General features: G+C 29.0%; 22 protein-coding genes and 1 rRNA gene. 5 read left to right on the top strand and 18 right to left on the bottom strand.

What is annotated here, in order from left to right:
• Positions 1–67, bottom strand: a 16S ribosomal RNA gene (locus IC213_RS08725); the annotation flags it as partial.
• A 343-nt stretch (positions 68–410) separates the two neighbouring features.
• On the opposite strand from IC213_RS08725, the gene pdaA reads away from it, so the two are divergent.
• Complete coding sequence (gene pdaA, locus IC213_RS08720) at positions 411–1,352, top strand: delta-lactam-biosynthetic de-N-acetylase (protein WP_227863003.1); 942 nt, start codon at positions 411–413, stop codon at positions 1,350–1,352.
• Positions 1,353–1,585: 233 nt separating this feature from the next.
• On the opposite strand, the gene IC213_RS08715 is transcribed toward pdaA, so the two are convergent.
• From IC213_RS08715 to glyA, 7 genes are all read right to left on the bottom strand, one after another.
• A complete protein-coding gene (locus IC213_RS08715; RefSeq protein ID WP_227434519.1) occupies positions 1,586–2,959 on the bottom strand; it encodes a hypothetical protein in 1,374 nt (457 codons plus the stop codon).
• Between the two features lie 112 nt (positions 2,960–3,071).
• Positions 3,072–4,394 carry a sensor histidine kinase gene (locus tag IC213_RS08710; RefSeq protein WP_227830813.1) on the bottom strand — a complete coding sequence of 441 codons (1,323 nt, stop codon included), beginning with the start codon at positions 4,392–4,394 and terminating at the stop codon, positions 3,072–3,074.
• Positions 4,387–5,091 carry a response regulator transcription factor gene (locus tag IC213_RS08705; RefSeq protein ID WP_227434517.1) on the bottom strand — a complete coding sequence of 235 codons (705 nt, stop codon included), beginning with the start codon at positions 5,089–5,091 and terminating at the stop codon, positions 4,387–4,389. The genes IC213_RS08710 and IC213_RS08705 overlap by 8 nt, the downstream gene beginning before the upstream one ends.
• 179 nt (positions 5,092–5,270) lie before the next feature.
• A complete protein-coding gene (locus IC213_RS08700) occupies positions 5,271–6,335 on the bottom strand; it encodes a lysylphosphatidylglycerol synthase transmembrane domain-containing protein (protein WP_227434516.1) in 1,065 nt (354 codons plus the stop codon).
• Positions 6,336–6,337: 2 nt separating this feature from the next.
• On the bottom strand, positions 6,338–7,036 hold the full coding sequence (locus tag IC213_RS08695; RefSeq protein ID WP_227863002.1) for a polysaccharide deacetylase family protein: 699 nt from the start codon (positions 7,034–7,036) through the stop codon (positions 6,338–6,340).
• Positions 7,027–8,124, bottom strand: a complete 1,098-nt coding sequence (locus IC213_RS08690) for an MGDG synthase family glycosyltransferase (RefSeq protein WP_227434514.1) — start codon at positions 8,122–8,124, stop codon at positions 7,027–7,029. Before IC213_RS08690 ends, IC213_RS08695 begins: the two co-directional genes overlap by 10 nt.
• Positions 8,125–8,371: 247 nt before the next feature.
• The gene (gene glyA, locus IC213_RS08685) at positions 8,372–9,616 is read right to left on the bottom strand and encodes a serine hydroxymethyltransferase (RefSeq protein ID WP_227434513.1); all 1,245 of its coding nucleotides are present in this window, start codon (positions 9,614–9,616) and stop codon (positions 8,372–8,374) included.
• 317 nt (positions 9,617–9,933) lie between these two features.
• Here glyA and IC213_RS08680 point away from each other — a divergent pair, with 317 nt between their 5' ends.
• Both IC213_RS08680 and IC213_RS08675 read left to right on the top strand, forming a co-directional pair.
• Positions 9,934–10,722: a threonine/serine exporter family protein gene (locus IC213_RS08680; protein ID WP_227434512.1), complete on the top strand. Its 789-nt coding sequence runs from the start codon at positions 9,934–9,936 to the stop codon at positions 10,720–10,722.
• Positions 10,722–11,195 carry a threonine/serine exporter family protein gene (locus tag IC213_RS08675; RefSeq protein WP_227434511.1) on the top strand — a complete coding sequence of 158 codons (474 nt, stop codon included), beginning with the start codon at positions 10,722–10,724 and terminating at the stop codon, positions 11,193–11,195. The genes IC213_RS08680 and IC213_RS08675 overlap by 1 nt, the downstream gene beginning before the upstream one ends.
• A gap of 88 nt (positions 11,196–11,283) precedes the next feature.
• Here the strand turns inward: IC213_RS08675 and IC213_RS08670 are convergent, their stop codons facing one another.
• From IC213_RS08670 to IC213_RS08645, 6 genes are all read right to left on the bottom strand, one after another.
• A complete protein-coding gene (locus tag IC213_RS08670; protein WP_227434510.1) occupies positions 11,284–11,724 on the bottom strand; it encodes a SoxR reducing system RseC family protein in 441 nt (146 codons plus the stop codon).
• 14 nt (positions 11,725–11,738) lie between these two features.
• Positions 11,739–12,032, bottom strand: coding sequence for a metal-sensitive transcriptional regulator (locus IC213_RS08665; protein ID WP_227434509.1), 294 nt, complete (start codon positions 12,030–12,032; stop codon positions 11,739–11,741).
• A gap of 42 nt (positions 12,033–12,074) precedes the next feature.
• Positions 12,075–12,476 carry a hypothetical protein gene (locus tag IC213_RS08660; RefSeq protein WP_227434508.1) on the bottom strand — a complete coding sequence of 134 codons (402 nt, stop codon included), beginning with the start codon at positions 12,474–12,476 and terminating at the stop codon, positions 12,075–12,077.
• Between the two features lie 373 nt (positions 12,477–12,849).
• Positions 12,850–14,277 carry a cell wall-binding repeat-containing protein gene (locus tag IC213_RS08655; RefSeq protein ID WP_227835724.1) on the bottom strand — a complete coding sequence of 476 codons (1,428 nt, stop codon included), beginning with the start codon at positions 14,275–14,277 and terminating at the stop codon, positions 12,850–12,852.
• A gap of 109 nt (positions 14,278–14,386) precedes the next feature.
• Positions 14,387–15,322, bottom strand: coding sequence for a DUF1177 domain-containing protein (locus tag IC213_RS08650; RefSeq protein WP_227863001.1), 936 nt, complete (start codon positions 15,320–15,322; stop codon positions 14,387–14,389).
• A 264-nt stretch (positions 15,323–15,586) separates the two neighbouring features.
• Positions 15,587–16,648, bottom strand: a complete 1,062-nt coding sequence (locus IC213_RS08645; protein ID WP_227851120.1) for a DUF917 family protein — start codon at positions 16,646–16,648, stop codon at positions 15,587–15,589.
• 171 nt (positions 16,649–16,819) lie between these two features.
• Here IC213_RS08645 and IC213_RS08640 point away from each other — a divergent pair, with 171 nt between their 5' ends.
• Complete coding sequence (locus IC213_RS08640) at positions 16,820–17,689, top strand: LysR family transcriptional regulator (RefSeq protein ID WP_227482138.1); 870 nt, start codon at positions 16,820–16,822, stop codon at positions 17,687–17,689.
• A 121-nt stretch (positions 17,690–17,810) separates the two neighbouring features.
• Here IC213_RS08640 and IC213_RS08635 read toward each other — a convergent pair whose 3' ends face one another.
• On the bottom strand, positions 17,811–18,617 hold the full coding sequence (locus tag IC213_RS08635; RefSeq protein ID WP_227824271.1) for a nitrilase-related carbon-nitrogen hydrolase: 807 nt from the start codon (positions 18,615–18,617) through the stop codon (positions 17,811–17,813).
• Between the two features lie 13 nt (positions 18,618–18,630).
• Positions 18,631–19,863, bottom strand: coding sequence for a cytosine permease (locus IC213_RS08630; RefSeq protein ID WP_227434502.1), 1,233 nt, complete (start codon positions 19,861–19,863; stop codon positions 18,631–18,633).
• Between the two features lie 505 nt (positions 19,864–20,368).
• Between IC213_RS08630 and IC213_RS08625 the strand changes: the two genes are divergently transcribed.
• Positions 20,369–20,566, top strand: a complete 198-nt coding sequence (locus IC213_RS08625; RefSeq protein WP_227835721.1) for a hypothetical protein — start codon at positions 20,369–20,371, stop codon at positions 20,564–20,566.
• A 6-nt stretch (positions 20,567–20,572) separates the two neighbouring features.
• Here the strand turns inward: IC213_RS08625 and IC213_RS08620 are convergent, their stop codons facing one another.
• Both IC213_RS08620 and IC213_RS08615 read right to left on the bottom strand, forming a co-directional pair.
• Positions 20,573–21,415, bottom strand: coding sequence for a PTS system mannose/fructose/sorbose family transporter subunit IID (locus tag IC213_RS08620; RefSeq protein WP_227863000.1), 843 nt, complete (start codon positions 21,413–21,415; stop codon positions 20,573–20,575).
• A complete protein-coding gene (locus tag IC213_RS08615; protein ID WP_227434499.1) occupies positions 21,399–22,157 on the bottom strand; it encodes a PTS mannose/fructose/sorbose/N-acetylgalactosamine transporter subunit IIC in 759 nt (252 codons plus the stop codon). The genes IC213_RS08620 and IC213_RS08615 overlap by 17 nt, the downstream gene beginning before the upstream one ends.
• Between the last annotated feature and the right edge of the window lie 3 nt (positions 22,158–22,160).

The raw sequence follows: 22,160 nt of genomic DNA, 5'->3' as shown, positions 1-22,160 counted from the left end.
GCTCAACTTGCATGTGTTAGGCACGCCGCCAGCGTTCATCCTGAGCCAGGATCAAACTCTCAAATAAAAGTTTATCAGGCTCAGATACTATTGTTATCTAAATATCTGGCTTTATGGTTTGTTTCTTGTTTTATAAATTAACCTACTGTTTAATTTTCAAAGTTCATTTTATTAAATAAATCATTTTGTACTCATTATTTTTTGGTTCCTTGTTGAGCACATTTATTATAATAACATGTTATTATAATATGGTCAACTACTTTTTTACATTTTTTCTTAAATTTATTAATTATTCATATTTTATAATACTATTGCGACTTTATTTTCAAATATGTAACTATTAATAATAACACTTTCAAACTATAATAATACTATATATAATTACAATTAATTTAGAAGGGAGCTAAAAAATGCTTAGAAAGATACTATACGTTTTGACAATACTTTCTATATCTATTTTTTTCGTTGTGGGATGTTCAAACTCACAAAAAAAACAAAACACAGAACAGAATAAAGAAATATCAACACAAGGAGATTCTCAAAATGCTGATGATAGTAAAAATACTTCCAATGTAACTGTTTCAGATGGAACAGACAGTCCATCAAATAAAAATACTGTGAACAATGATAATGAAAAGTTAGATGTGTCATCTTTGGATAATACTGCTCTTGATTGGTTTTATATACCAAATACTAAACATCAAACTCCAGAAGTAAATACTGACATCAAATTTAATTTTTCTGACTATAATGCTATATATAATGGACCCATCAAAGATGGTCAAAAAACATTATATCTTACATTTGATGAAGGTTATGAAAATGGATATACATCAAAGATACTAGATGTTTTAAAAAAAAATAAAGTAAAGGCCATTTTTTTCGTTACCTCTCCATATATAAAGGAACATGAAGATTTGATAAGAAGAATGGTTGCAGAAGGTCACATAGTTGGAAGTCATAGTAAAACTCATCCTTCTATGCCAACAAAAACAAGCAATCTAGAAAGCTTTAATGATGAATTTGAAGATGTTGAAAAACTTTATAAAGAATTAACTGGAAAAAACATAGTTAAGTTTTTCAGACCTCCTATGGGTAAATATTCAGAAAAAAGCTTAGCAATGACTAAAAACCTAGGTTATAAAACTATATTTTGGAGTTTCGCATATAGAGATTGGGATACTGAAAAACAACCATCACATGAGGAAGCTAAGAAGAAAATAATGGATAATTTACATGATGGTTCTATCTTATTACTACATGCTGTTTCTAAAACTAGTACAGAAATTCTAAGTGATTTTATATCAGATGCTAGAAAACTAGGATACAATTTTGAGCTTCTAAATTATTAACATTTAGAAATATATTTAAAAGCTATATTTTAAATGTAATATTCAGATATTAATTTACATAAACTATTTCAAATTAAATACTTCAAAAAAAAATAGATGTATAGTTTTTACATGATACAAAAGTCTTTTAGTAGATAATAACTGTACATCTATTTTTAATTTATATGATTTTTTATTTTTAATTTATATAAGCTTTGTTAATCTACAAGTAAAATAATATTAGCTTTTATTTTCTAAATAATGAATACTGCTACTATTGTTGTTACAATGAGACCTGTTATCACAGGAATAAAGTTCCTTTTTGCCAATTCAATAGGGCTAACTCCACAAATTGCTGCTGCTGAAATAAGCCCCCAAGGAACTAGACATCCTCCACCAACCCAAATACCACTAATTTGACCTAATGCAGCTAATGCACCAACACTTGCATTAATAGCAGTTCCAAATACAGATGCAAGTGAACCAACTAATGAGATTCCAGAGAACCCAGAACCATCAAGCCCAGTTATTGCTCCTACTACAGTTTCTATACCTGATACTGCAAATTTATTAAGTGGTATAGTTTGAGAAAGAGCTATCCCTATATCTGATAATAATCCTTGAGAACCAGGGGCTAATACCTTTCCAAATACACCAGTTAAAGGTGCAACTTCTCCCATGTAGAAAAACGCTGCTATTGGTATAATAGCTCCAAATATCTTTATACCAAACACAAAACCATCTATTATATTTTCACACACATTTTCAAGACTATTTTTACCGAAATTTATAGTGTTTATAATAATTATCAGAAACACTGCTGTTCCTCCTAAAAGAGCTGATGCATCTCCTCCTTTTAGGTCAAACATATACATAGCAATTATATCAGCAAGAAATCCTAAAGCTACTAAAATAGTTGCTATCTTAGACTTTCCATTAAATTCTTTTACTTCTTCACTTTCAAAATCTTTAAGCTCTTCTCTAAACATTCCTTTATTGATATCTCTTTTTAATGTATAAAACGCCATCGATATCGTTACAATTCCCATTACCCAAAATAAAATCATACCATCATTTATGACATATGATACTGCTACTCCTGCGGCACCAGCTGTTATACTTGGGGCTCCCTGAATAACAAAGTCTGTAGATAAGGCAAGACCATGACCAAATAAGTTTAATGCTACTGCAACACCAATCGCTGGTAATCCAGCTCTAATAGCAACAGGTAAAAATACAGCTCCGACTAAGGCAACAGCTGGAGTTGGCCAAAAAAACCAAGAAAGAATCAACATTACAAATCCAGTTACAAAAAATGCTGTGTTAGAATTTTTTATAACTTTGGAAAATGGTCTTACCATATACTGTATGGCATTATTTGCTTCTAGAGCTTTAGATAAAGCTACCATAATAGCTATGATTAAAATAATAGGTCCCAACTCATTTAAAGATATAATAAACGAGTTAAACACTGCTGTTATAGCTCCAAAGATATTTTTTTCAAAGAATAGCCCCATGAAAAAAACACCTAATATACATGGTACTATAGTATCTTTTTTCATAAGCATAGTAATTAAGATAATTACCATAAATACAATGTAAATATAATGCGCTCCTGTTAAAACCATATTATTATGTCCCCTTTTTTTAAGATAATAATATTATATGGTCTTACAAGTAAACTTGTTACTTGGTCATAGGCACATAACAATTGGCATGTGTAGTACTTAATTTAGACATTTATGATTCATTTACTGGAATAGATATTTCAATAGAAAACTCTTTGTCACCTGAGTTTACATTTATACTTCCATTGTGATATGCAATTATCTTTTCACAGTTTTTTATGCCAATTCCAAAACTTTCTACATCTTTATGAATGTTACTAACTTTGTTTTTTTGTATAATTAACAGCTTACCATCTTCAACTTTAATTAAAAATACTATTGGTCTATCCCTTCTTGCATACTTTATTATGTTGGAACATAGATTATCAAATATTCTTCTAAATTGTGTTACATCTACATAAATATGATATTGATTATAAAGTTCATTTTCTATTTTTATATGAAATCCCTTTTCTTCCAATGTATATGAACTATCTAAAAGCAGTTGAAATATAAATTCATTTGCATTAATCTTTTCATATTTTTTAGAAACTTCTTCTTCCGAATTAACAAAATGTGTAAAAAGGTCATCTGTCAAATCTTTTATCTGATATGCTTTTAATCTCACATTTTTTATATATTGCTCCAATTGCTCAGGGCTATTATACTTATGATCTTTAATTAAATCCAAATAACAAATTACTGATGTCAATGGAGTTCTGACATCATGTGATATTGAAGTTACTATATCCTTATTTTTATTCTTCATTTCTCTTTCTTTTATAATCTGATTATCAAGTGCCTGACTCATCTCATTAATACTAGATGCAAGTGATGATAATTCATCGTTACCCTTAACAGGAATTCTATACTTTAAACTACCACTTTCTACTATCTTTATGCCCATCTCTATTTTTCTTAGATATTTAATCTTTCTACTCAACAGCAATAAAAATGTTACAATAAATGTAATTGCCATAAATGTGATAGAAACAGCTTCTATAAAGTTTTGAAATCGAAATCGAAACAGTGCTACTATAACTACACTAGCTTTAATATCAGAAAATTGTATCTCATAATGTCTAGCCATAGAGCTACTATAAAATTCATTTTCTTCACTCTTATCAGGTACTTCATCTGGATAGTACAGTGTATCATAAAAAAGCTCATTTCCTTTATATACTTTCATAGATACAAACCAATTGTCATTATTCCAATTTGATATATCTTCTCCATCATTTGAACTTAAATTTTTATCATTCACATAGATTTGAAAATCAGCCATTAACTGGTCTGCTTCTCTTTTAAAGTAGGTTCTACCTTCTGATACATCCTTTACTATTGACTCAACGGCAGAATAAAATGGTATATTTAAAATAAAAGCCACCCCAGCTGAGATTACTACATATATCAATAGTATGACACCCAACTTTGATGGCTTAATTTTGCTAATCAATATAGTACCCCTTTCCCCATGCAGTTTTTACATATTGTGGATTTTTCTGATCTTTCTCTAATTTTTTTCTTAAATTTCTAATATGTACCATTATAGTATTATTTGCTGTATAAAAATATTGCTCATCCCAAATACTTTCATATATATTTTCAGACGAGAAAACTTTTTTTCTATTTTTTAGCATAAGAACTAGTATGCTATATTCTATAGTTGTCAAAAATATAGTTTCTCCATCCAATATGACATCTTGAGTATCCAAATTTACACTTAAACCTCTTGTTTTCAATATATTTTGCTCCTTATTCTTTTCCTTCCCCTGATATATATAATAACGTCTAAGTAGTGACTTAACTCTTGAAATTAACTCAGAATATGAAAAAGGCTTTGATAAATAGTCATCTCCTCCTGCTGAAAACCCAATAACCTTGTCGGAATCTTGAGTTTTCGCAGTTAGAAATAATATTGGAGCTGTTGTTTTTTCTCTAATCTCATTACATGCAACAAACCCTGTCTTTACTGGCATAACAACATCCAAAATAATCAAATCAATTGTACTGTCTACTAAATTTACGGCCTCTTCTCCGTTCGTCGCCATAACAACTTCATAACCTTCACCAGTTAAAAGTATTTCTACAATTTCCCTAATTTCTGGATTATCATCAGCTACTAAAATTTTTTTTTGAATCTCTTTATTCATCGCTAAGCTCCTTTTTTACTATATTTCTTAAATATTTCAAACTATATAAAATATTATACTTTATTAGTAAAAGCTTAGCAATGTCATACGTTTTAATACTTTCTACTATTGTAAGTATGCTCAAAGTTTAATCAAAACGTACACACATATCCTTGATGTAAAAAATAAACTATACAATACTATCTTACATAAACAACTTCTTTTACTGACTTAACTTTCTCAGAAGATTTAACATGTGCTACAATACATACTAAACCACTTATAGCAACGAATGCATAAAAACTTATTCCTCTGCTAAGTAACATCGCTGGCACTAATAAATGCCCTGGGAAAAATATCTTAAATAATGTCATAAAACTATTTTCAGATGCCCCAACAGCTCCTGGTAATGGTAAAGATGAAACAGCAATATTGAGTAATGATTGTATTGCTAATATTTCAAACACAGTATATGTTGATAGATGGAAAGCTTTGTATACAAAGAATGGTACTAAAAACATAGCTGTTATTTGCACAATAGTTATAAGTAAAATCTTAATTACTAACTTTGGATTTTGTTTTATATATTGAGCACCTTTAACATATTCTTCAATTTGAGAAGTTATCACTTTTCGTGAACCTTCAACATCTTTTATTATTCTTAATTTTCCTAATAAATTCGTTATGAATATTATGAAGTTATTTACTAATTTTTTTGAAAATATAACTGCAATTACTCCAACAACAAGAGCAACATTCGTTATTACACCATATATCAATAAAATACTCATTCCTCTTACATTGTTTAGTATAAATTCACGTTCCATAATGAACATTATTCCGCTATATGCCAATACAACAACTTGGTGAATGACAACAATAACTAATAGTATAAGTGAAGAATAAGATATGTTTATATCATCTTTCTTCATGTAATAAACTTGCGCTGGTTGACCTCCAGACGCTGAAGGTGTAATTGAACTAAAATAAAATCCAACAAACGCATATCCCATACATTTTAAAAATGTAGTTTTTTGATTTAAAGCCTTTATACCTAAATATATATTTATACCTTCACAAGCAACATATATAAACATCATTGCAAATCCAATTAATATAAACACAGGACTTGCACCTTTTAATGATTTTATTAACGATTCAATTGATTGACCTCTAAAAACAAAGTATCCAGTTATACCCATTAGTAAAACTAAGAAGGTTACACTACCTAGACACTTATTTTTCTTTTCAGTTTTACTTATCATAACTACATCCTTTCTGGTGTTACAAATTTAAAACCACTAGCTTTGAGTTTTGGAATAGCTATCTTTAATGCTTCGATAGTACGTTCAGGTGCGCCAACTGCTCCTCCTGAGTTTTCTCCTGCATCATGCAAACAAATTATAGAATTTTCTTTTGTTCTATCTATTAACTTATTTACTATAATCTCTACTGTACTATCTTTACTCCAATCTTCTGCCATTACATCCCATAAGGTCATCTTTAAGTTATATCTTTTAACAAATTGATATGAAAATATATTAGTATGACCCCATGGTGGACGATAGTAGTTTACATCTACACCTAAATTTTTCATTGTATTTGTACTTTCAATAAAATCTTTTTTAACATAATTATAACTATAAAGCCATGCATTCTTATGTTCTAGTGAATGTAAACCAACTATGTGATTTTCTCTTAACATTCTTTTTATAATTTCAGGCTCTTTTTCAGCATTCTTTGCCACTACGAAAAACATGGCCTTTATATTATTTTCTTTTAGTACATCCAACAATTTTTCTGTATATCTTTTGTCTGGTCCATCATCAAATGTAAGAGCAATTTCATTCTTCTCAGTCATATTTTTCAATACATCTTTATTTAATAATTTATTATAATATGTAGGTATAATTGAATGGATTAAAAAAATCAAAGCAACAACTATAATTAAACCTACTACATACATTCTCTACACACTCCTTGTCCATCAAATGAAAATAAAATATTTTCTAATGAATTATTATCAAATTGTTTTTTAAGTTTTTTCATATTCAAACTCATTTCTTTAAGTGTAACATCATCATAGATTAAGTCTTTTATCTCATCTACATAGTATTTTTTATTTTTATCAAGTATTCTTCCAATTCCATTATTTAGTATAAAATCAGCATTATTTATCTCTTGTTGCAAAAATGGATTGAATGCTAATATTGGAAGCTCTGAGTAAATTGTTTCAAATAATGTTATTCCACCTGGTTTAGAAATAATAAGGTCAGCACTCTCCATATAGTTGTATACTTCATTAGTATAGCCTACAACCTCAATATTTTCATATCTATTGTACAATTTATAGTACATTTTTTTATTATTACCAGTTATTACAGTAGTTTTTACTCCTTCTAAACTATTTAGTTCTCTATAAAATTGTTCTGACTTAGGCAATAAACCTAAGCCCCCACCCATTATGAGGATGTTTTTTTTATCTAAATGATTTATATGTTCTATTTTTTTAAATTCTTTTTTTACAGGTATCCCATTAACTTTTACTTTATCTTCATCTATTCCTTTTAAAATAAGTTCTTCTTTAGTAGATTCACTAGCCACTAAGTAACAATCTGTATTTTTACTAATCCATTCTGAATGACTACTTATATCTGTTATACATGTTATCAAAGGAAGATTTGAATTATACTTTTCTTTATATCTTGATACTACTTGAGAACAAAATGGAAAAGTTGAAATAACTACTGTTGGTTGTATTTCATTAAGTAACTTGTCTAATTTAGTTAAGAAATAATCTGAAAATGTAAATTTTATATCTTTTTTTCCATTTTCAGTGCATTTGTAAAATAAATTATAAAGACTACTTCCCCGATTTACAAGAATAGAAAAAGTTTTATACATTTTATCTGAGTAGTTAGGCATAATATATTCAAATATATCCTTAATTATTATTTCAGAATTATTAAATTTTGTTTTTATATCTTCACTTAAAGAGTTTGATGCTGAGTAATGACCCATACCAAATTTTCCTGTAAGAATTAATACTTTCATAAGATTCCCTCCTCATTAAAGCCTTTAAATACCTTTAATTACTATATTTATAAGTATAAACTTTAAATCTTTAGAAAAACCTAGTATAATTCTTAAGAAATCTTAAAGTTTTAATTAAAAAATACAAAACCCAATTAATATTGGAAGCTATCTCCTAATTAATTGGGTTTTGTCTTTATAAACATACTTAAACATAAATACTATCATTTTAATTCTTTAAATATGTCTTATTTAATTATACTTTTAATTAATCCATAATATTATATTCTTCATATAGAGGATATTTTTCAGTTAAACCAACAACCAATGTTCTTGCCTTAGATTCTTCATCATAAGTTAAACATAGGTCTATAGCCTCAGCAATTACTGCCATATCTTCCTCTTTCATGCCTCTAGTAGTTACAGCTGGAGTACCAAGTCTTACTCCACTTGTAACAAGTGCGCCATTTGGATCAAATGGTATTGTATTTTTATTAGCAGTTATGTAAGCATCATCTAATCTTTTTTCTGCGGCTTTACCAGTTATATTTTTATTAGTTAAATCTAATAATATTAAGTGATTATCTGTTCCTCCAGAAATCAATTTAAAATCTCTCTTAATAAGTTCTTCAGCTAAAGCTTTTGCATTTTTAGCAACCTGTTGTTGGTATGTTTTAAATTCATCACTTAAAGCTTCTTTAAAACATACTGCTTTAGATGCAATTATATGCTCAAGAGGTCCCCCTTGAATTCCAGGGAATATTGCTTTGTCTATAGCTTTAGCATATTTTTCTTTACAAAGGATAACTCCTCCACGAGGTCCTCTTAAAGTTTTATGAGTTGTTGTTGTAACAAAATCAGCTACTTCACATGGATTTTGATGAAGACCAGCAGCTACAAGACCTGCTATATGAGCCATATCTACCATAAGTAATGCTCCAACCTCATCAGCTATTTCTCTAAATTTTTTAAAATCTATCTCTCTAGGATATGCACTTGCTCCTGCAACTATCATTTTAGGTTTTACTTCATGTGCTATTTTTCTAACATCATCAAAATCTATAAGTCCACTATCTCTATCTATTCCATATTCATAAAATTTATAATATTGACCAGAAATATTAACTGGAGCACCATGAGTTAAATGCCCACCTTGAGATAAATTCATTCCCATAACAACATCACCTGGTTTTAGCATAGCAAAATATACACCGATATTTGCATTTGCTCCAGAATGAGGTTGAACATTAGCATGTTCTGCCCCAAATATCTTTTTAATTCTATCTATTGCAAGAGTTTCAACTTCATCTATGTACTCACATCCACCATAATATCTTTTGCCTGAGTAACCTTCTGCATATTTATTAGTAAGATGACTTCCCATAGTTTCCATTACTGGAACTGATACTATATTTTCAGATGCTATCAACTCAATATTCCTTTGTTGTCTTTTTAACTCTCTTTTCATACTTTCATAAATCTCAGGGTCCGCTTTTTTCAAGTTCTCAAACATATTACTCCTCCTAGTTATTATTTAAATTTTACTTTTACAGACATTTCATAATTTTCGTTTTTATCAATATGATAATTTATTATTATAGTCTTTTATAAATTAATAGTCAAGTGTTTTACTACTTTTACATGTTTTCTTTCTGTATTTTAAGTTAAAATATAATAAATAATATTGTCTAATTCTTTTAATTGGATATAATTTAGATGTGACTATTTTTAAATAAAAAAAAGATAATATAATTTATATATATATAAGGAATATTACTTAAAAATTTGATATAATTTCAATATTATGTTTTTTAATTTGGAGGTGTATTTATGAATCAAAATGAGGAACTTGAATATAAAAAAAATATTCTAAAATTAGCTCTATTTGTAGGGGAACTTATGATAAAAAATGGAGCTGAAACATCTAGGGTTGAAGACAGTGTCCTTAGAATATGCAGGTCAAGAGGATTTTATCATGTAAATATTTTTACAACTCCTACAGTAATAATTATTTCAGATGAAAAATTTGACGGTTTTTCGTTTATGAAAACGATTCAATCAAGAGGTATAAACTTAAATAAGATTTCCTTATTAAACAGTTTTTCTCGAGAATTTGTAAATGATAAAGAATATGATATTGATACTGCTATTGCACGTCTTTATGAAATTCAAGAGGTAAAACCTTATCCTTTATGGTTGTTTTACTCTTGTACAGGAATTGCATCTGCTTGCTTTGCTTGCTTGCTTGGAGGGAATTATATATTAAATTTTATTCTTACATTTATAATAGCAATATTTGCTGCAATTACTTATGATAAAACCATGAAGATAAGTGCAATATCTGCATTTTCATGTTTAGTATCTTCTTTTTTAATAGCACTTTCAGGAGTTTTACTAGTTGAAATAGGTATTTTGAATGACCCTAAAATGCTTATAGTTGGAGCAATAATGCCACTACTCCCAGGAGTTGCTTTTATAAAAGCCATCAGAGATTTAATATCAGGTAATTTAATATCAGGAATTTCTCGTGCTTTCGATGCTGCTATGATTATTATTGCAATTGCTTCTGGAGTCGGTTTTGTCCTTGATACATGGTATAGAATTGGAGGTCCTTTCTAATGACTGATATGTCAATGATTTTACATTTTTTATTTTCAGGCATTGCAACTGCTGGATTTGCTGTTTTTTTTAATGCACCACTTTATCTACTTCTTCCAGCTGGAATAACTGGTGGAGTTGGTTGGATTGTGTATGTATATTTATTTAATTTTACTACAAACTCAATTTTTGCGGGTTTTATAGCTGCCGCTTTGGTTTCAGCATGTAGTGAGATATTGGCTAGAAAACTAAAGCAACCAGCTATTGTATTTGTAATTCCAGGTATTCTTCCTCTGATACCAGGAATTGGATTATACAATACAATGTTATCTTTAATTCAAAAAAATTATGATTTAGCTATGTCAAAAGGTACTGATGCACTATTTTTAAGTGCTGCAATATCGCTTGGTGTATTGGTTGTAACTTCTTTTGTAAGAACATTAAACCTTTTAAAAATACGAAAGAACTTTATTCCTCAAAGAAAATCAAAATAAAAATATAAAAATAGCAATGTACCGAAATCCTATAAATATACATTAAGTGTTTATAAGAGTACATTGCTATTTTTAAATTATAATCATTTTAAAGGTCAATTAAGATTCTTGTGATTACTGGTATAAATTCTCTACTATCTCTAAATTTTTTATCATTCTTCTTTAAATACAAATAACAAATTATTGTAAGACAAATCCCAACTAATCCACTTATCGCTTCAACGCCAGATGTCATGCCAATTGCTCCCAATATATAGTATGTTCCTATTGTTCCAACAAGAAGTGCTACAAGAGGTATTATATAAGCCATCACAGCTGCTTTTAATACATTCATGTTATCCATACTTACTTCTACATGGTCACCAACCTTCGCACCAATTGTATTGTCTACCTCCACTAATATCTCTTTTGACTCTGATGAGTCAGCAGTAGCACATTTTCCACAAGCAGCACAAGCTGAGTGTCTTTGCATTTTTAATTTTGCAGTTCTATCATCAACAATCTCCATAATAAATCCTTGTTGATTCATACCTAACCGCCCCCTTATTTTGTAAATTTATTTATGGTATCCATAAGTTCTTTTATCATCTCTTCAGTTTTTTCACTATCATCATGTTTGATACTTTCTGCTACACATCCTTTTATATGATTTTCCAAAATAATTGTACCCACTCTATTTATAGCAGACCTTATAGCAGATATTTGAACTAATATATCAACACAATAACGCTCCTCTTCTACCATCTTTTGTATCCCTTTAACTTGACCCTCTATTCTTTTTAATCTTTTTATAAGAGCTTCTCGCTCATTGTTTGGTGCTAATTTTCTTTCTTCCATAAACTCACCTCATACTCTTATGATGTTCTATACAATTATGATTTACTTACCAATTTGCTTAAAATATAATACAGTTATTACTATTATAAATGCTAAAATTGATATTGCTATAGACCTGCTCTGATGCTTAGTTTGCTCCATACTTAATTTACCATTCATCTTAAACCCTGCTAATGGAAATAAAAATATAACTAATGCGTCAATTCCAAGTACAATTTGGGCTGCAATAGTCCATTTGCTCAAAAAGCAAAATATTCCACCTACACCTAAAAGAACCTCCAATATATTTATAAACTTATAAGTAGGTTTTTTTATTATATATTCTTCAATTTTTTCCTTACATTCTGTACGGCATGGATATATATTGGTATTGTCATCGTATTTTATAGCCAATTTATTATTTGGTGACTTTATATCCCTATTACAGTAAAGACATTTTTTCATTTTATGTTCTCCTCATAGTATTCCTCTTAAGAAATTTTATCTAAATTATTATATGTTTCAATACTATTATACCAAATAGATACAAAAAACAAAAATAAAAGGACTCATTTTAGCTATTTCTTTTATATTACTACTTAATTTATAATAATAATTAGATAAAATTATTTATATTTAAATTATCTCATCATATTAATATGCAATTTTGGTATTAAGCATCGGATTTTAAGTATTTATATATTAATAATATCTACAATAATAACTTCTAAAGTTAGGTTATCAAAATATAAATCATTATTAAAATCTACATTTCATAACAATAAAGAGACTGTCATTAATATTAAGACAGTCTCTTTATTGTTTATTATCTATAAGTTTAGATAACTGGTGTATCAGATAGGTAATCATTACTTACATAACCATATCCACTATTGTATTTTATTTTTACCCATCCAGTAGCAAACATTTCTACAGTTTCTACCTTACTTCCATATGGAAGTTGTCCTATTTTTTCATCTTCCGTACTTGGTCCTTTTCTAACATTTAGACCATCTTTTTCTTTTACATATTTTATCTTAACATTCTCACTGCTGTTATTAGGTTTATTACTTGTTAGATAAGACCCACTGACATATCCAATATCGTCATTGTATTTTATCTTAACCCATCCCGTTTTTAGTACTTCTAAAACTTCTACTTCATCACCATTGTTTAGATAACCCACTACAGAAGCTTCTATTGTAGCATCACTTCTTACATTTACTTTATCTGTATTAGCTACATACATTACTTTCTTACCAGTACTACTCCCTTGTAAATCTTTTAGTTCTGCAAATGCATTTTCATTTCCACCACTACCAACTTGAGTTATAGCAGTCGCCTTTTTATTTGTAAATATACTCTTTTGAGTTGCACTCAATTTATCTCCTACTATAAGTACTGGAGAATTTTCTTTTGATGCCAATACACCTACTGCTAGAGCATCTATAAGTTGATTTTGTTTTTTCATTCCATCTTTAGCTACAAATACATTATCTAAGTCATTTGATGTATAAAATTTTTCTATTACCTTTCCATTTGTTTCATTTCTATCTGCTCCACCTATTCTTTCTGAATTTGGTAGACTTTGTTTTATTTTATCTGATACAGCATTAGTAGAGCCTATTATGTATGACTTACTTATATTTTTAGAAGCTATAAAATCCTTAAAACTAGACACTCCAGATGCATCAGAAACCGGAAGTATAACCATACCATTAGTAGCAGCTACAGAAGCTATACTAACTGCATCTGCAAGACCTGTATATCCATTTATCACAGCTATTTCTGATATGTCTTTTAAACCTTCTATCTTTTTAGCTATGTTTAAAGCTGTCTGATGTCTGTCACTACCACCAATTCTATCAACTGTTAAGTTATTAGATTCTAGTTGTTTTTCTACACTATCTGATACAGAACCAGATAGTCCAATTATATAGACTTTTTTAACACCTAATCTTTCTAATTCTTTCTTTGTTTGTAAATTTAAATTATTTTTTTCTGTAAGTAGTATTGGAGCGTTCTTTAATTTAGCAAATGGTGTAACAGATAATGCATCCACAATAGATTCACTATTCACTATTACAGCTTCATTTGCGCTACTCCAACCCTCTTTACTTACTTCAATAGCTGTTTGATATCTATCTTTACCTATTAAAGTATTTTCTGTTGCCGTTCTACCCACTTCATTTGCATATGATATTGATGATAAGCTTAAAACTAGAGATAAACACAATACTGATGATATTGATTTTGTTGATTTCATATTAACTCCCCCTAAAATTATTATATCTACAATTTTTATTTACTCTAAATATTATATCACAATAATTTAGCCTATATCATCCATTCTAAAACATCAATAAAAGACAACTTTATTCTTCTCCAAAAGTTTGAAACTTATCTAAGCTTCCATATCTATTCATTAAAATATTCCATTCATGTTCATCATAAAACTCACAATTTCCACCACAATAGTGTTTTGCTACTTCAACAACAAATCTTCCTGCACTCTCTAAATCAGAATAATTACTTGCTCCAGTTGCACATCCAGCAACTGTTGTCTCAGTTGTTATAGCAACTCCTACTACAGGTGCTTTTGTAGCTACAGCAGGCTGAAGAATACTATTTATATGGTATAAACCATTTCCATATGGAGTTATATCTTGTATTGACACTGGAAATACGCAAGGAAGTCTTCCTGTAGTAGTCTGCATTATGTCTAATAAATCATTACTTGTTTTTAGAATATACCCTTCTTTTATTGTGGGAGATATAGCAAAACCTCTTGTATTTATAACTCTATTCCCTTTAGTTGTATCTATTGATAATATAGCATCACAGCTTAAATCAACTTCATTTTCATTCATAGTTCTCATATCAATTGGAGAATCCATAAATGGAACTGGTTTATGTTCTTTAGTAGGTGCATCTGGACATATGTGAGTTGAAACTATTACATCTCCATCAATAAAATCTCCCTTATTTTGCATGTCCAATAATTTTGCTCCTACTGCTATTGCTACTAAAGCTCCATCAGCGTCAGAAACCATACCTATCATTTCTGGTCTTGCTCCAATTCCTCCTAGTCTTCCTAAAACACCTAATGTCTTAGCTGTTCCTCCTGATGATTTTCCATTTTTTCCTGGTATTGTAAGCTTTACTAAGTCAGTAGACCCTTTTTCCGTACCTAAAGTTTTTACTAATATATTCTTCCCACCATAGCTTTCCAAATATTTTTTTACACATTCTCCATCTACTTCTGCACTATCAATAATATCATAAACTTCCAAAACTTGTTTTAACATCATATTTGCTCACCATCCAATTTTATTTCTTTTATTTATAGTTTTTGTGTAAATATTTTTACTTTTATTTTTATAAATATTACAGCATTTTTTTATTTTATCTATATTTTTATAAACTTTTTCTTATTATCTTTCATATCTTATTTATTTTTTTATTTTTATAAACTTTTTCCTAAGTATTTGTTTTATTTATAGTTTTATAGGTATTATATTGCTCATTAAATTTAATCAATTTTAATTCTTCAATCAATCAAATTACTACATATCCTAATTAACTCCAATTATTTTTTTATTTAATATATCTTCTATATCTTTTAATAATTCTTCTTGTGTCATTGTTATTGAAAGTTTTAAATTTTCTTTAGAAGTTTTTATTAAAACTATCTCTTGCCCTTCTCTGATTTCTGCTGATGTAACAGGCATGCCTGTGTTTTTATCAAAAGTCATAATTAAGTCTGGAAATGTTGCTATTCTATTATTCTCTTTTTCTATTGTCATATATTCATTCCAAAAAGTTACCTCATAACCATTTACAATCAATTTACCTACATCAAATCCACCTGTAGTTTCTAACTCTAAAATTTCTATTGTTCCTTCTGAAACTACATCTCCATTCAAAAATTCGACAACGTTGTTTATTGCTTTATCTTTTGATATTTCTAAACCTAAGTAAAACTCTCTACCCAAATCTATTGCATGGCTTATACCTCCTATAGCAGCATTTTCTTTTACAACAGATGCTTTTACAGGATTTCTAGCTACAGCAACTAAACCTTCTGCTGCTACAGCACACTGTCTAACAAGTCCTGCTGTCTTATTTAAAGAACCCTCTACAAATCCCTCTATATGATTATCAAGTTCTGGATTTCCACCAGACACAGCTTGATAAGACTTATATGTTTTATCTCTATGTAATCCAAGGCTCCCCATCAGGCCTGTTGGATGGGCTCTACCATTGCAAGGTGCATCTATTAGTGGTATTGTAAGTACAGAAGACTGAAGCCATCCATTTATTGTTGCACATCCTCCATTTTCATTTGTAATAATACCTTGTATATCTAATCCTAGTTTATCAATAAATATCTTGACTGTATTTATATAATCATCATTATCAGCATACTTGAGTGGTGCTGCTGGAGCTCCTACTGCTGATACATTTAAGACAATTGCATCATCATGTAATTCATCTATACTTATTAGATTTGGAAATCCATGTTGTAAGGCATATTCCCCCATCTCTCTTCCACTTTCCTTTGCACCACCACCTCCTCCACCTAAAATTGTACCTCCTATTAAAGCATATTCTAATATTTCCTTAGTTAATTTCATATTAAATATCTCCTTTATTAGTTAGATTATGTAAATGTATTAGTAAATATTTACATAACTTTATGCCATATTATAGTTTATTATACAAGCTTTGTATTATAATGTATAATATATAATTAATTATCAAATTTATATAATTCAAGTTATATTAAAAGAGGTGTATTTTATATTATGGATTTATTGCATCTTAAGTATTTTCAAACTGTCGCTAGAATGGAACACATAACAAAAGCATCACAAAAACTAAATATAGCACAACCAGCTTTAAGTAAAACCATATCTTCTTTAGAAAAAGAACTTGGGGTTCAGTTGTTTGATAGAAAAGGAAGATATATTGTACTAAATGAATATGGTAGATTATTTCTAAAAAGGGTGGATAGTATTTTAGATTTAGTAGAAATGTCAAAAAAAGAATTACAAGATATTTCCTTAGAAAACTCTGGTGAAGTAAAAATATTAGCTACAGCAGCTGCTAATGTATTACCGCCACTTTTGAGCAACTTTAGAAAACTATATCCTAATATTACCTTTAATGTTTCACATACTCTACCATCGTCTTATAAGAAAAGTGATTTTGATTTGTATATATCTTCTTCATTTACAAAATTAAACTCAGAAAATAATATAACATTAACCTGCGAGGAAATATTATTAGGAGTTTCAATAAACCACTCTCTATCCTTAAAAGATGAGGTTTATCTAAATGAAGTTTCAGATGAAAATTTTATAGTTATAACTAAAGGTGAGAATTACAGAGAAATAATAGATATATTATGTGAATCAGCTAATTTCAAGCCAAAAATAGCCTTTGAATCCGATTCTCCATATACAATCTATGCTCTTATAAAATCACTTCAAGGAGTTGGATTTATATGTGGAAAATCATGGGGCTTATCTCGAGACCCTGAAATTAAACTATTACATATAAAAGATATTGAATTTAAAAGATATTTAAATCTTTCATGGTTTAGTGAGAATTATGCATCTAAAGCAGTCTTATTATTTAAAGACTTTCTTATAAACTATTTCAAAAATCTTTAAACCAAAGCTGGTATTATTAAAGAGGATATATCAAACAGAGTTAATAACTTTATCTTTAGCGTTTGACATATCCTCCTATTTTATTTTTTATCAAAATTGTACCTTAACATATAATGTAAAATTATATATTGTAACTATTTTTTCTGTCTTTTAAGTATGGAATATCGTTCCTATATTTTTCTATTTCATCTAGGTCAATCTCTGCTAATATATATTTTTCTCTATATGTATCTAATTGACTTATTATAGTTCCTCTAGGATTGCATATTTTACTCTTTCCAAACAGTATCAAATTAGGGTCATTACTTACTAAATTTACTCCTACTGTATACACAGTATTTTCTAAAGCTCTTTGAGATACGTTTAAATCCCACATATCTTCATCTTGTATTCTCCATGCAGAAGGTATAAATATTATTTCAGAGCCTTTTAATGTCAACTCTCTAGCCACTTCTGGGAATCCTGCATCATAGCATATCATTACACCAAATTTACCAAAATCAGCATCATATACATCTACTTTTTCCCCTGCTTTAAAGTATACTGCTTCTAATGACCATAGGTGATTTTTACAGTATTCTCCCATCATATTACCTTGTCTATCGAATATAACAGCTGAGTTGAAAACATGTGTAGAGTCCTTTTCTAAAGTTCCATATGGAGATATTAGGTATACATTATTTCTTTTAGCTGCTTCTGACATTGATTCTTCTATGTATTTGTTATGTTCTCTTATTAGGTCTAATGTTTTAATTCCACCTAAATATTCTAAGTTATATCCTGTAGCAAATAATTCTGGCAAACAAATAATATCTGCACCTTGATTTCCTAAATCATCTATCATCTCTACTGCTTTTTCTATATTTTTTTTAACATCTCCAAGTACACTATGCTGTTGAATTATACCTATTTTCACTTTACGACTCATACAAATTCCCCCTTTATTTATCCTTACTTCCAAAACATTTCATTAGTATATAATAAAGAATCATACTTACTACAATTCCATTTATTGGTGGTATTAAGAAACTTATTTTTGAAGTATAATATGATGCTGCAAAACCAATTAACCAACTTATTACTGCAATCCAATTTATTCCTTCTCTGTGTTTATAAGTTCTTCCTTGTATAAAATAATATTCACACCACATAATTCCTGCTATAGCTGGAACTGCTATTCCTAAGAAAGATAAGAACGATTGGAATTTGAATATTATACCAGTAGCTGCTATTGTTGTACCTATTAGACCTGCAACTAAAGTTAATACATTTCTCTTTACATTTGGAAAAATAGTTTTTAGTGCCAATCCACCAGAATAGGCATTTGATACATTGGTTGACCAAGATGCAAGTATTAAAATAACAAATGCTATCCATCCAAATCCTAAATTAGCCAATACTTCTGTTATATCCCAAGTAGGAGCACCCATAGACATTACGCCTGCTGCAACTTGTTGGAACAATGAAATAATACCTAATCCTAAAAAACCAATTATCCAAATATCTTTTACTCCCCTTGTATATCTTAATTGGTCAGGTGATATAATCGCACCGACTATGATAAGACCAACAACCATATTTAATCCTTCAACCATACTCATTGTTGTTTGAGGAGTGTAATTGTAGATAGCTTCAACTCCATAAGTAGAAAAAGCTTTAAAAACTCCCCAAGCCATTAATATTATAAGTGGTGGTATAACTAAGTAATTAAACTTAGCCATTGCCTTAAAACCATACAAAGCGAAAACTACCATTAATAATCCAAGTATAACTGTGACTAGAGTTAAGTTTACACTTGGAAATATTTTTTGTACTGATAATCCCGCAACTCCTGCTTGTACACCAAACCAACCAAAGCTAGTTATTCCAAGCAATAGAGATATTAGATATTTTCCACCTATCTCTCCAAATGCCCCCTTAGCTAATACATATGTATTTAACCCTTCTTTACAACCAATATAACCTTGTATCATAATAATTGCGACTAATATTAAGTTCCCTATAATTGATGTAATAATCATATTGGAAAGAGTCATTCCTAAAATTAAGGTTCCTCCAACCATTAATTCTGATATGGCTATATTAGAGCCAAGCATATTAAATAATGGAGCTAACCATCCAACTCTTTCCTCTTTTGGAACTGGATTTAAAACTAATTCTTCTCTCTCTTGCAAGATTATCCCTCCCTTTCTTTGTAAAAGAATCTTTTCTACTTTTTTCTACATTTTTTTCACCCTTGATAGTTTTTTTTCTTTCTATAATTATAATTCTACTCTACAAAAAAGTATAATATATAGTTTATTATCAATTTGATATAATTTAAGTTATAGATAGATAAATAGTCTAAAATTATTATTTAAATTTAGACTATTCACACATATTTTAAATTTATTTCAGTTTTATTAGAATTATACTTATTTTATTAAAATTTTATAGTGTATAATTTATTCCCAAATATTTTTTATGAGGCTTATAAATACTTCAATTTTTACCTATTCTAACTTATTTTTAGTGAATTTATTACAACTTTACTAATCAAATTTAGTCTAAATTTTCTGATTATTATTATAAAAATAGTTTTTAAAACAAAATTTACTTAAAAACGAATTCATGATAAAATTTTAAAATACAGTATTTTTATTATATTGAATATGAATACAAAGGAGGATGTGTAAGATTATGGCTAGAAGACCAAAGATAAAGATAACTTTAATGGATAAAAAAGAAAAAGGTGCTTGCCACTATGGGCATAAAATTGGTGATTTATTTGAACTTAGTATTTACTTTTTATTCAAAAGGGGAGTCGCCTATTTTTTAGTACGCCCCCCCTTTATATATTTCAATTGTAGAAAAGATTATCAAAAATCATATTCATAATTTTACTTATACTACCCCAATTGCAGCTAATATTATACAAATAATCATAACTGAAATTAATATCGTAGTTGTCTTGACTTTTTTTCCTAATAACCAATACATAATTCCAAATATCATAGCTGGAAGCATACATGGCATTATTTGGTCTAAGTAAGTTTGAATAGGCTCTGCCCATTCTCCACTCCCTACATTAACACTAAGTTTTAGTATTACATTAGAGGCGGTCATCCCTCCAATTACCATAAGTCCTAGCATTGATGCTGCTTCCATAACTTTTGAGACTATATTTGAACCACTTACATCTTTAAAAAATTGAGTTCCATACTTAAATCCTTTATCTAGACATATATAACGAATAATAAAGTGAGGAATATTTATTATTAGAAGGAATAAAATTGGACCCATTATATTCCCCTGAGAAGCTAAAGCTATACCAACTCCAGCTGCTATAAGCTTTAATGTTCCCCAGAAAAATGAATCTCCTATTCCAGAAACTGGACCCATTAAACTTGATTTAACAGCATTTATACTCTTTGCATCAAACTCTTCATTCTTTGCATTTTCTTCTTCCATAGCTCCAGATATACCAACTAAAAGAGTACTTATATGAGGTGTAACTGACATAAATTCAAGATGTCTTTTTAAAGCTTGAGATTTTTTTTCTTTATCATTTTTATATAATCTACGGATTATTGGTGACATCGTATATGCATATGCTATATTTTGCATACGTTCATAGTTCCAAGATGAATCTAATGTTAAAGACCTTCTAAAACATTTCCAAAAGTCTTTTCTTGTTATTTTGCTATCTGGCGAAATTGTTTCTAATTTCTTAGAATTCGTTGTCATCTACTACTACCTCCTTTTCTCCTAAAAAGTTAACATATATTAAAGCTACTGCTAATCCAAATAATGCAACTCCTGTTACTGTTATTTTTAAATAAGCAACCATTATAAAACCTAATAATAAGAATGCTATCGTTTTCTTATTAAGCATCATTCTAGCTAACATGGCAAAACCTATTGCTGGTATCACGCCTGCTGCAACATCCATACCATGAATTACATATGATGGTATAAATGAAAGTATTTTTTCTATTACTGGAACACCTAATGAGAATCCTGTACCTACTATTATTGCTAGTATTAATTTATTGCCTATACCAAATAATAATTGTATACGTTCTACGCCTTCAATGTTACCATCTTCTGCATAACGGTCAGCAAGATGAGCTCCCCATGTAAGTACTACTGTCATTAAGAAGTTGTCTATAAGTAATACTAAAGTTGCTATAGGAACTGCAAGTACAACTGCTGCTGATACATCTTGACCAGTTAATATTACAAATGCTGTAGCAATAATAGAACCAGATACAAAGTCAGGAGGATTACTTGCTCCAACTGGGAATGCACCCATAAATACTAGTTCTAATGTTGACCCTATTACTATACCTGTACGTAAATCTCCTAGTGCTAAACCAACAAGTGGTGCAACAACTATAGGTCTATTATGCATTGTAGAACCTACAAAACAATGCATATATGCAAAGAATGCAATTAGAGTTATTAGAATAACTTGTGTAAATTCCATTTT

The sequence above is a fragment of the Clostridioides sp. ES-S-0049-02 genome (genome assembly GCF_020658465.1).
In the GTDB taxonomy this organism is placed as follows: Bacteria; Bacillota; Clostridia; order Peptostreptococcales; family Peptostreptococcaceae; genus Clostridioides.
Note: the sequence above shows the minus strand (reverse complement) of the source record. Positions and strands in the feature narration are given on the sequence as shown.

Excerpts from the sequence above, each read along its gene's own strand:
- IC213_RS08660 (WP_227434508.1), bottom strand. The coding sequence starts at position 12,476 with ATGAAAAAATGTCTTTACTGTAATAGGGATATAAAGTCACCAAATAAT.
- IC213_RS08690 (WP_227434514.1), bottom strand. The coding sequence starts at position 8,124 with ATGAAAGTATTAATTCTTACAGGAAAATTTGGTATGGGTCATTACTCA.
- IC213_RS08615 (WP_227434499.1), bottom strand. The coding sequence starts at position 22,157 with ATGGAATTTACACAAGTTATTCTAATAACTCTAATTGCATTCTTTGCA.
- IC213_RS08670 (WP_227434510.1), bottom strand. The coding sequence starts at position 11,724 with ATGAATCAACAAGGATTTATTATGGAGATTGTTGATGATAGAACTGCA.
- IC213_RS08635 (WP_227824271.1), bottom strand. The coding sequence starts at position 18,617 with ATGAGTCGTAAAGTGAAAATAGGTATAATTCAACAGCATAGTGTACTT.
- IC213_RS08700 (WP_227434516.1), bottom strand. The coding sequence starts at position 6,335 with ATGATAAGTAAAACTGAAAAGAAAAATAAGTGTCTAGGTAGTGTAACC.
- IC213_RS08655 (WP_227835724.1), bottom strand. The coding sequence starts at position 14,277 with ATGAAATCAACAAAATCAATATCATCAGTATTGTGTTTATCTCTAGTT.
- IC213_RS08620 (WP_227863000.1), bottom strand. The coding sequence starts at position 21,415 with ATGACAACGAATTCTAAGAAATTAGAAACAATTTCGCCAGATAGCAAA.
- IC213_RS08680 (WP_227434512.1), top strand. The coding sequence starts at position 9,934 with ATGAATCAAAATGAGGAACTTGAATATAAAAAAAATATTCTAAAATTA.
- IC213_RS08665 (WP_227434509.1), bottom strand. The coding sequence starts at position 12,032 with ATGGAAGAAAGAAAATTAGCACCAAACAATGAGCGAGAAGCTCTTATA.
- glyA (WP_227434513.1), bottom strand. The coding sequence starts at position 9,616 with ATGTTTGAGAACTTGAAAAAAGCGGACCCTGAGATTTATGAAAGTATG.
- IC213_RS08645 (WP_227851120.1), bottom strand. The coding sequence starts at position 16,648 with ATGAAATTAACTAAGGAAATATTAGAATATGCTTTAATAGGAGGTACA.
- IC213_RS08640 (WP_227482138.1), top strand. The coding sequence starts at position 16,820 with ATGGATTTATTGCATCTTAAGTATTTTCAAACTGTCGCTAGAATGGAA.
- IC213_RS08695 (WP_227863002.1), bottom strand. The coding sequence starts at position 7,036 with ATGTATGTAGTAGGTTTAATTATAGTTGTTGCTTTGATTTTTTTAATC.
- IC213_RS08705 (WP_227434517.1), bottom strand. The coding sequence starts at position 5,091 with ATGAATAAAGAGATTCAAAAAAAAATTTTAGTAGCTGATGATAATCCA.
- IC213_RS08650 (WP_227863001.1), bottom strand. The coding sequence starts at position 15,322 with ATGATGTTAAAACAAGTTTTGGAAGTTTATGATATTATTGATAGTGCA.
- IC213_RS08625 (WP_227835721.1), top strand. The coding sequence starts at position 20,369 with ATGGCTAGAAGACCAAAGATAAAGATAACTTTAATGGATAAAAAAGAA.
- IC213_RS08715 (WP_227434519.1), bottom strand. The coding sequence starts at position 2,959 with ATGGTTTTAACAGGAGCGCATTATATTTACATTGTATTTATGGTAATT.
- IC213_RS08675 (WP_227434511.1), top strand. The coding sequence starts at position 10,722 with ATGACTGATATGTCAATGATTTTACATTTTTTATTTTCAGGCATTGCA.
- pdaA (WP_227863003.1), top strand. The coding sequence starts at position 411 with ATGCTTAGAAAGATACTATACGTTTTGACAATACTTTCTATATCTATT.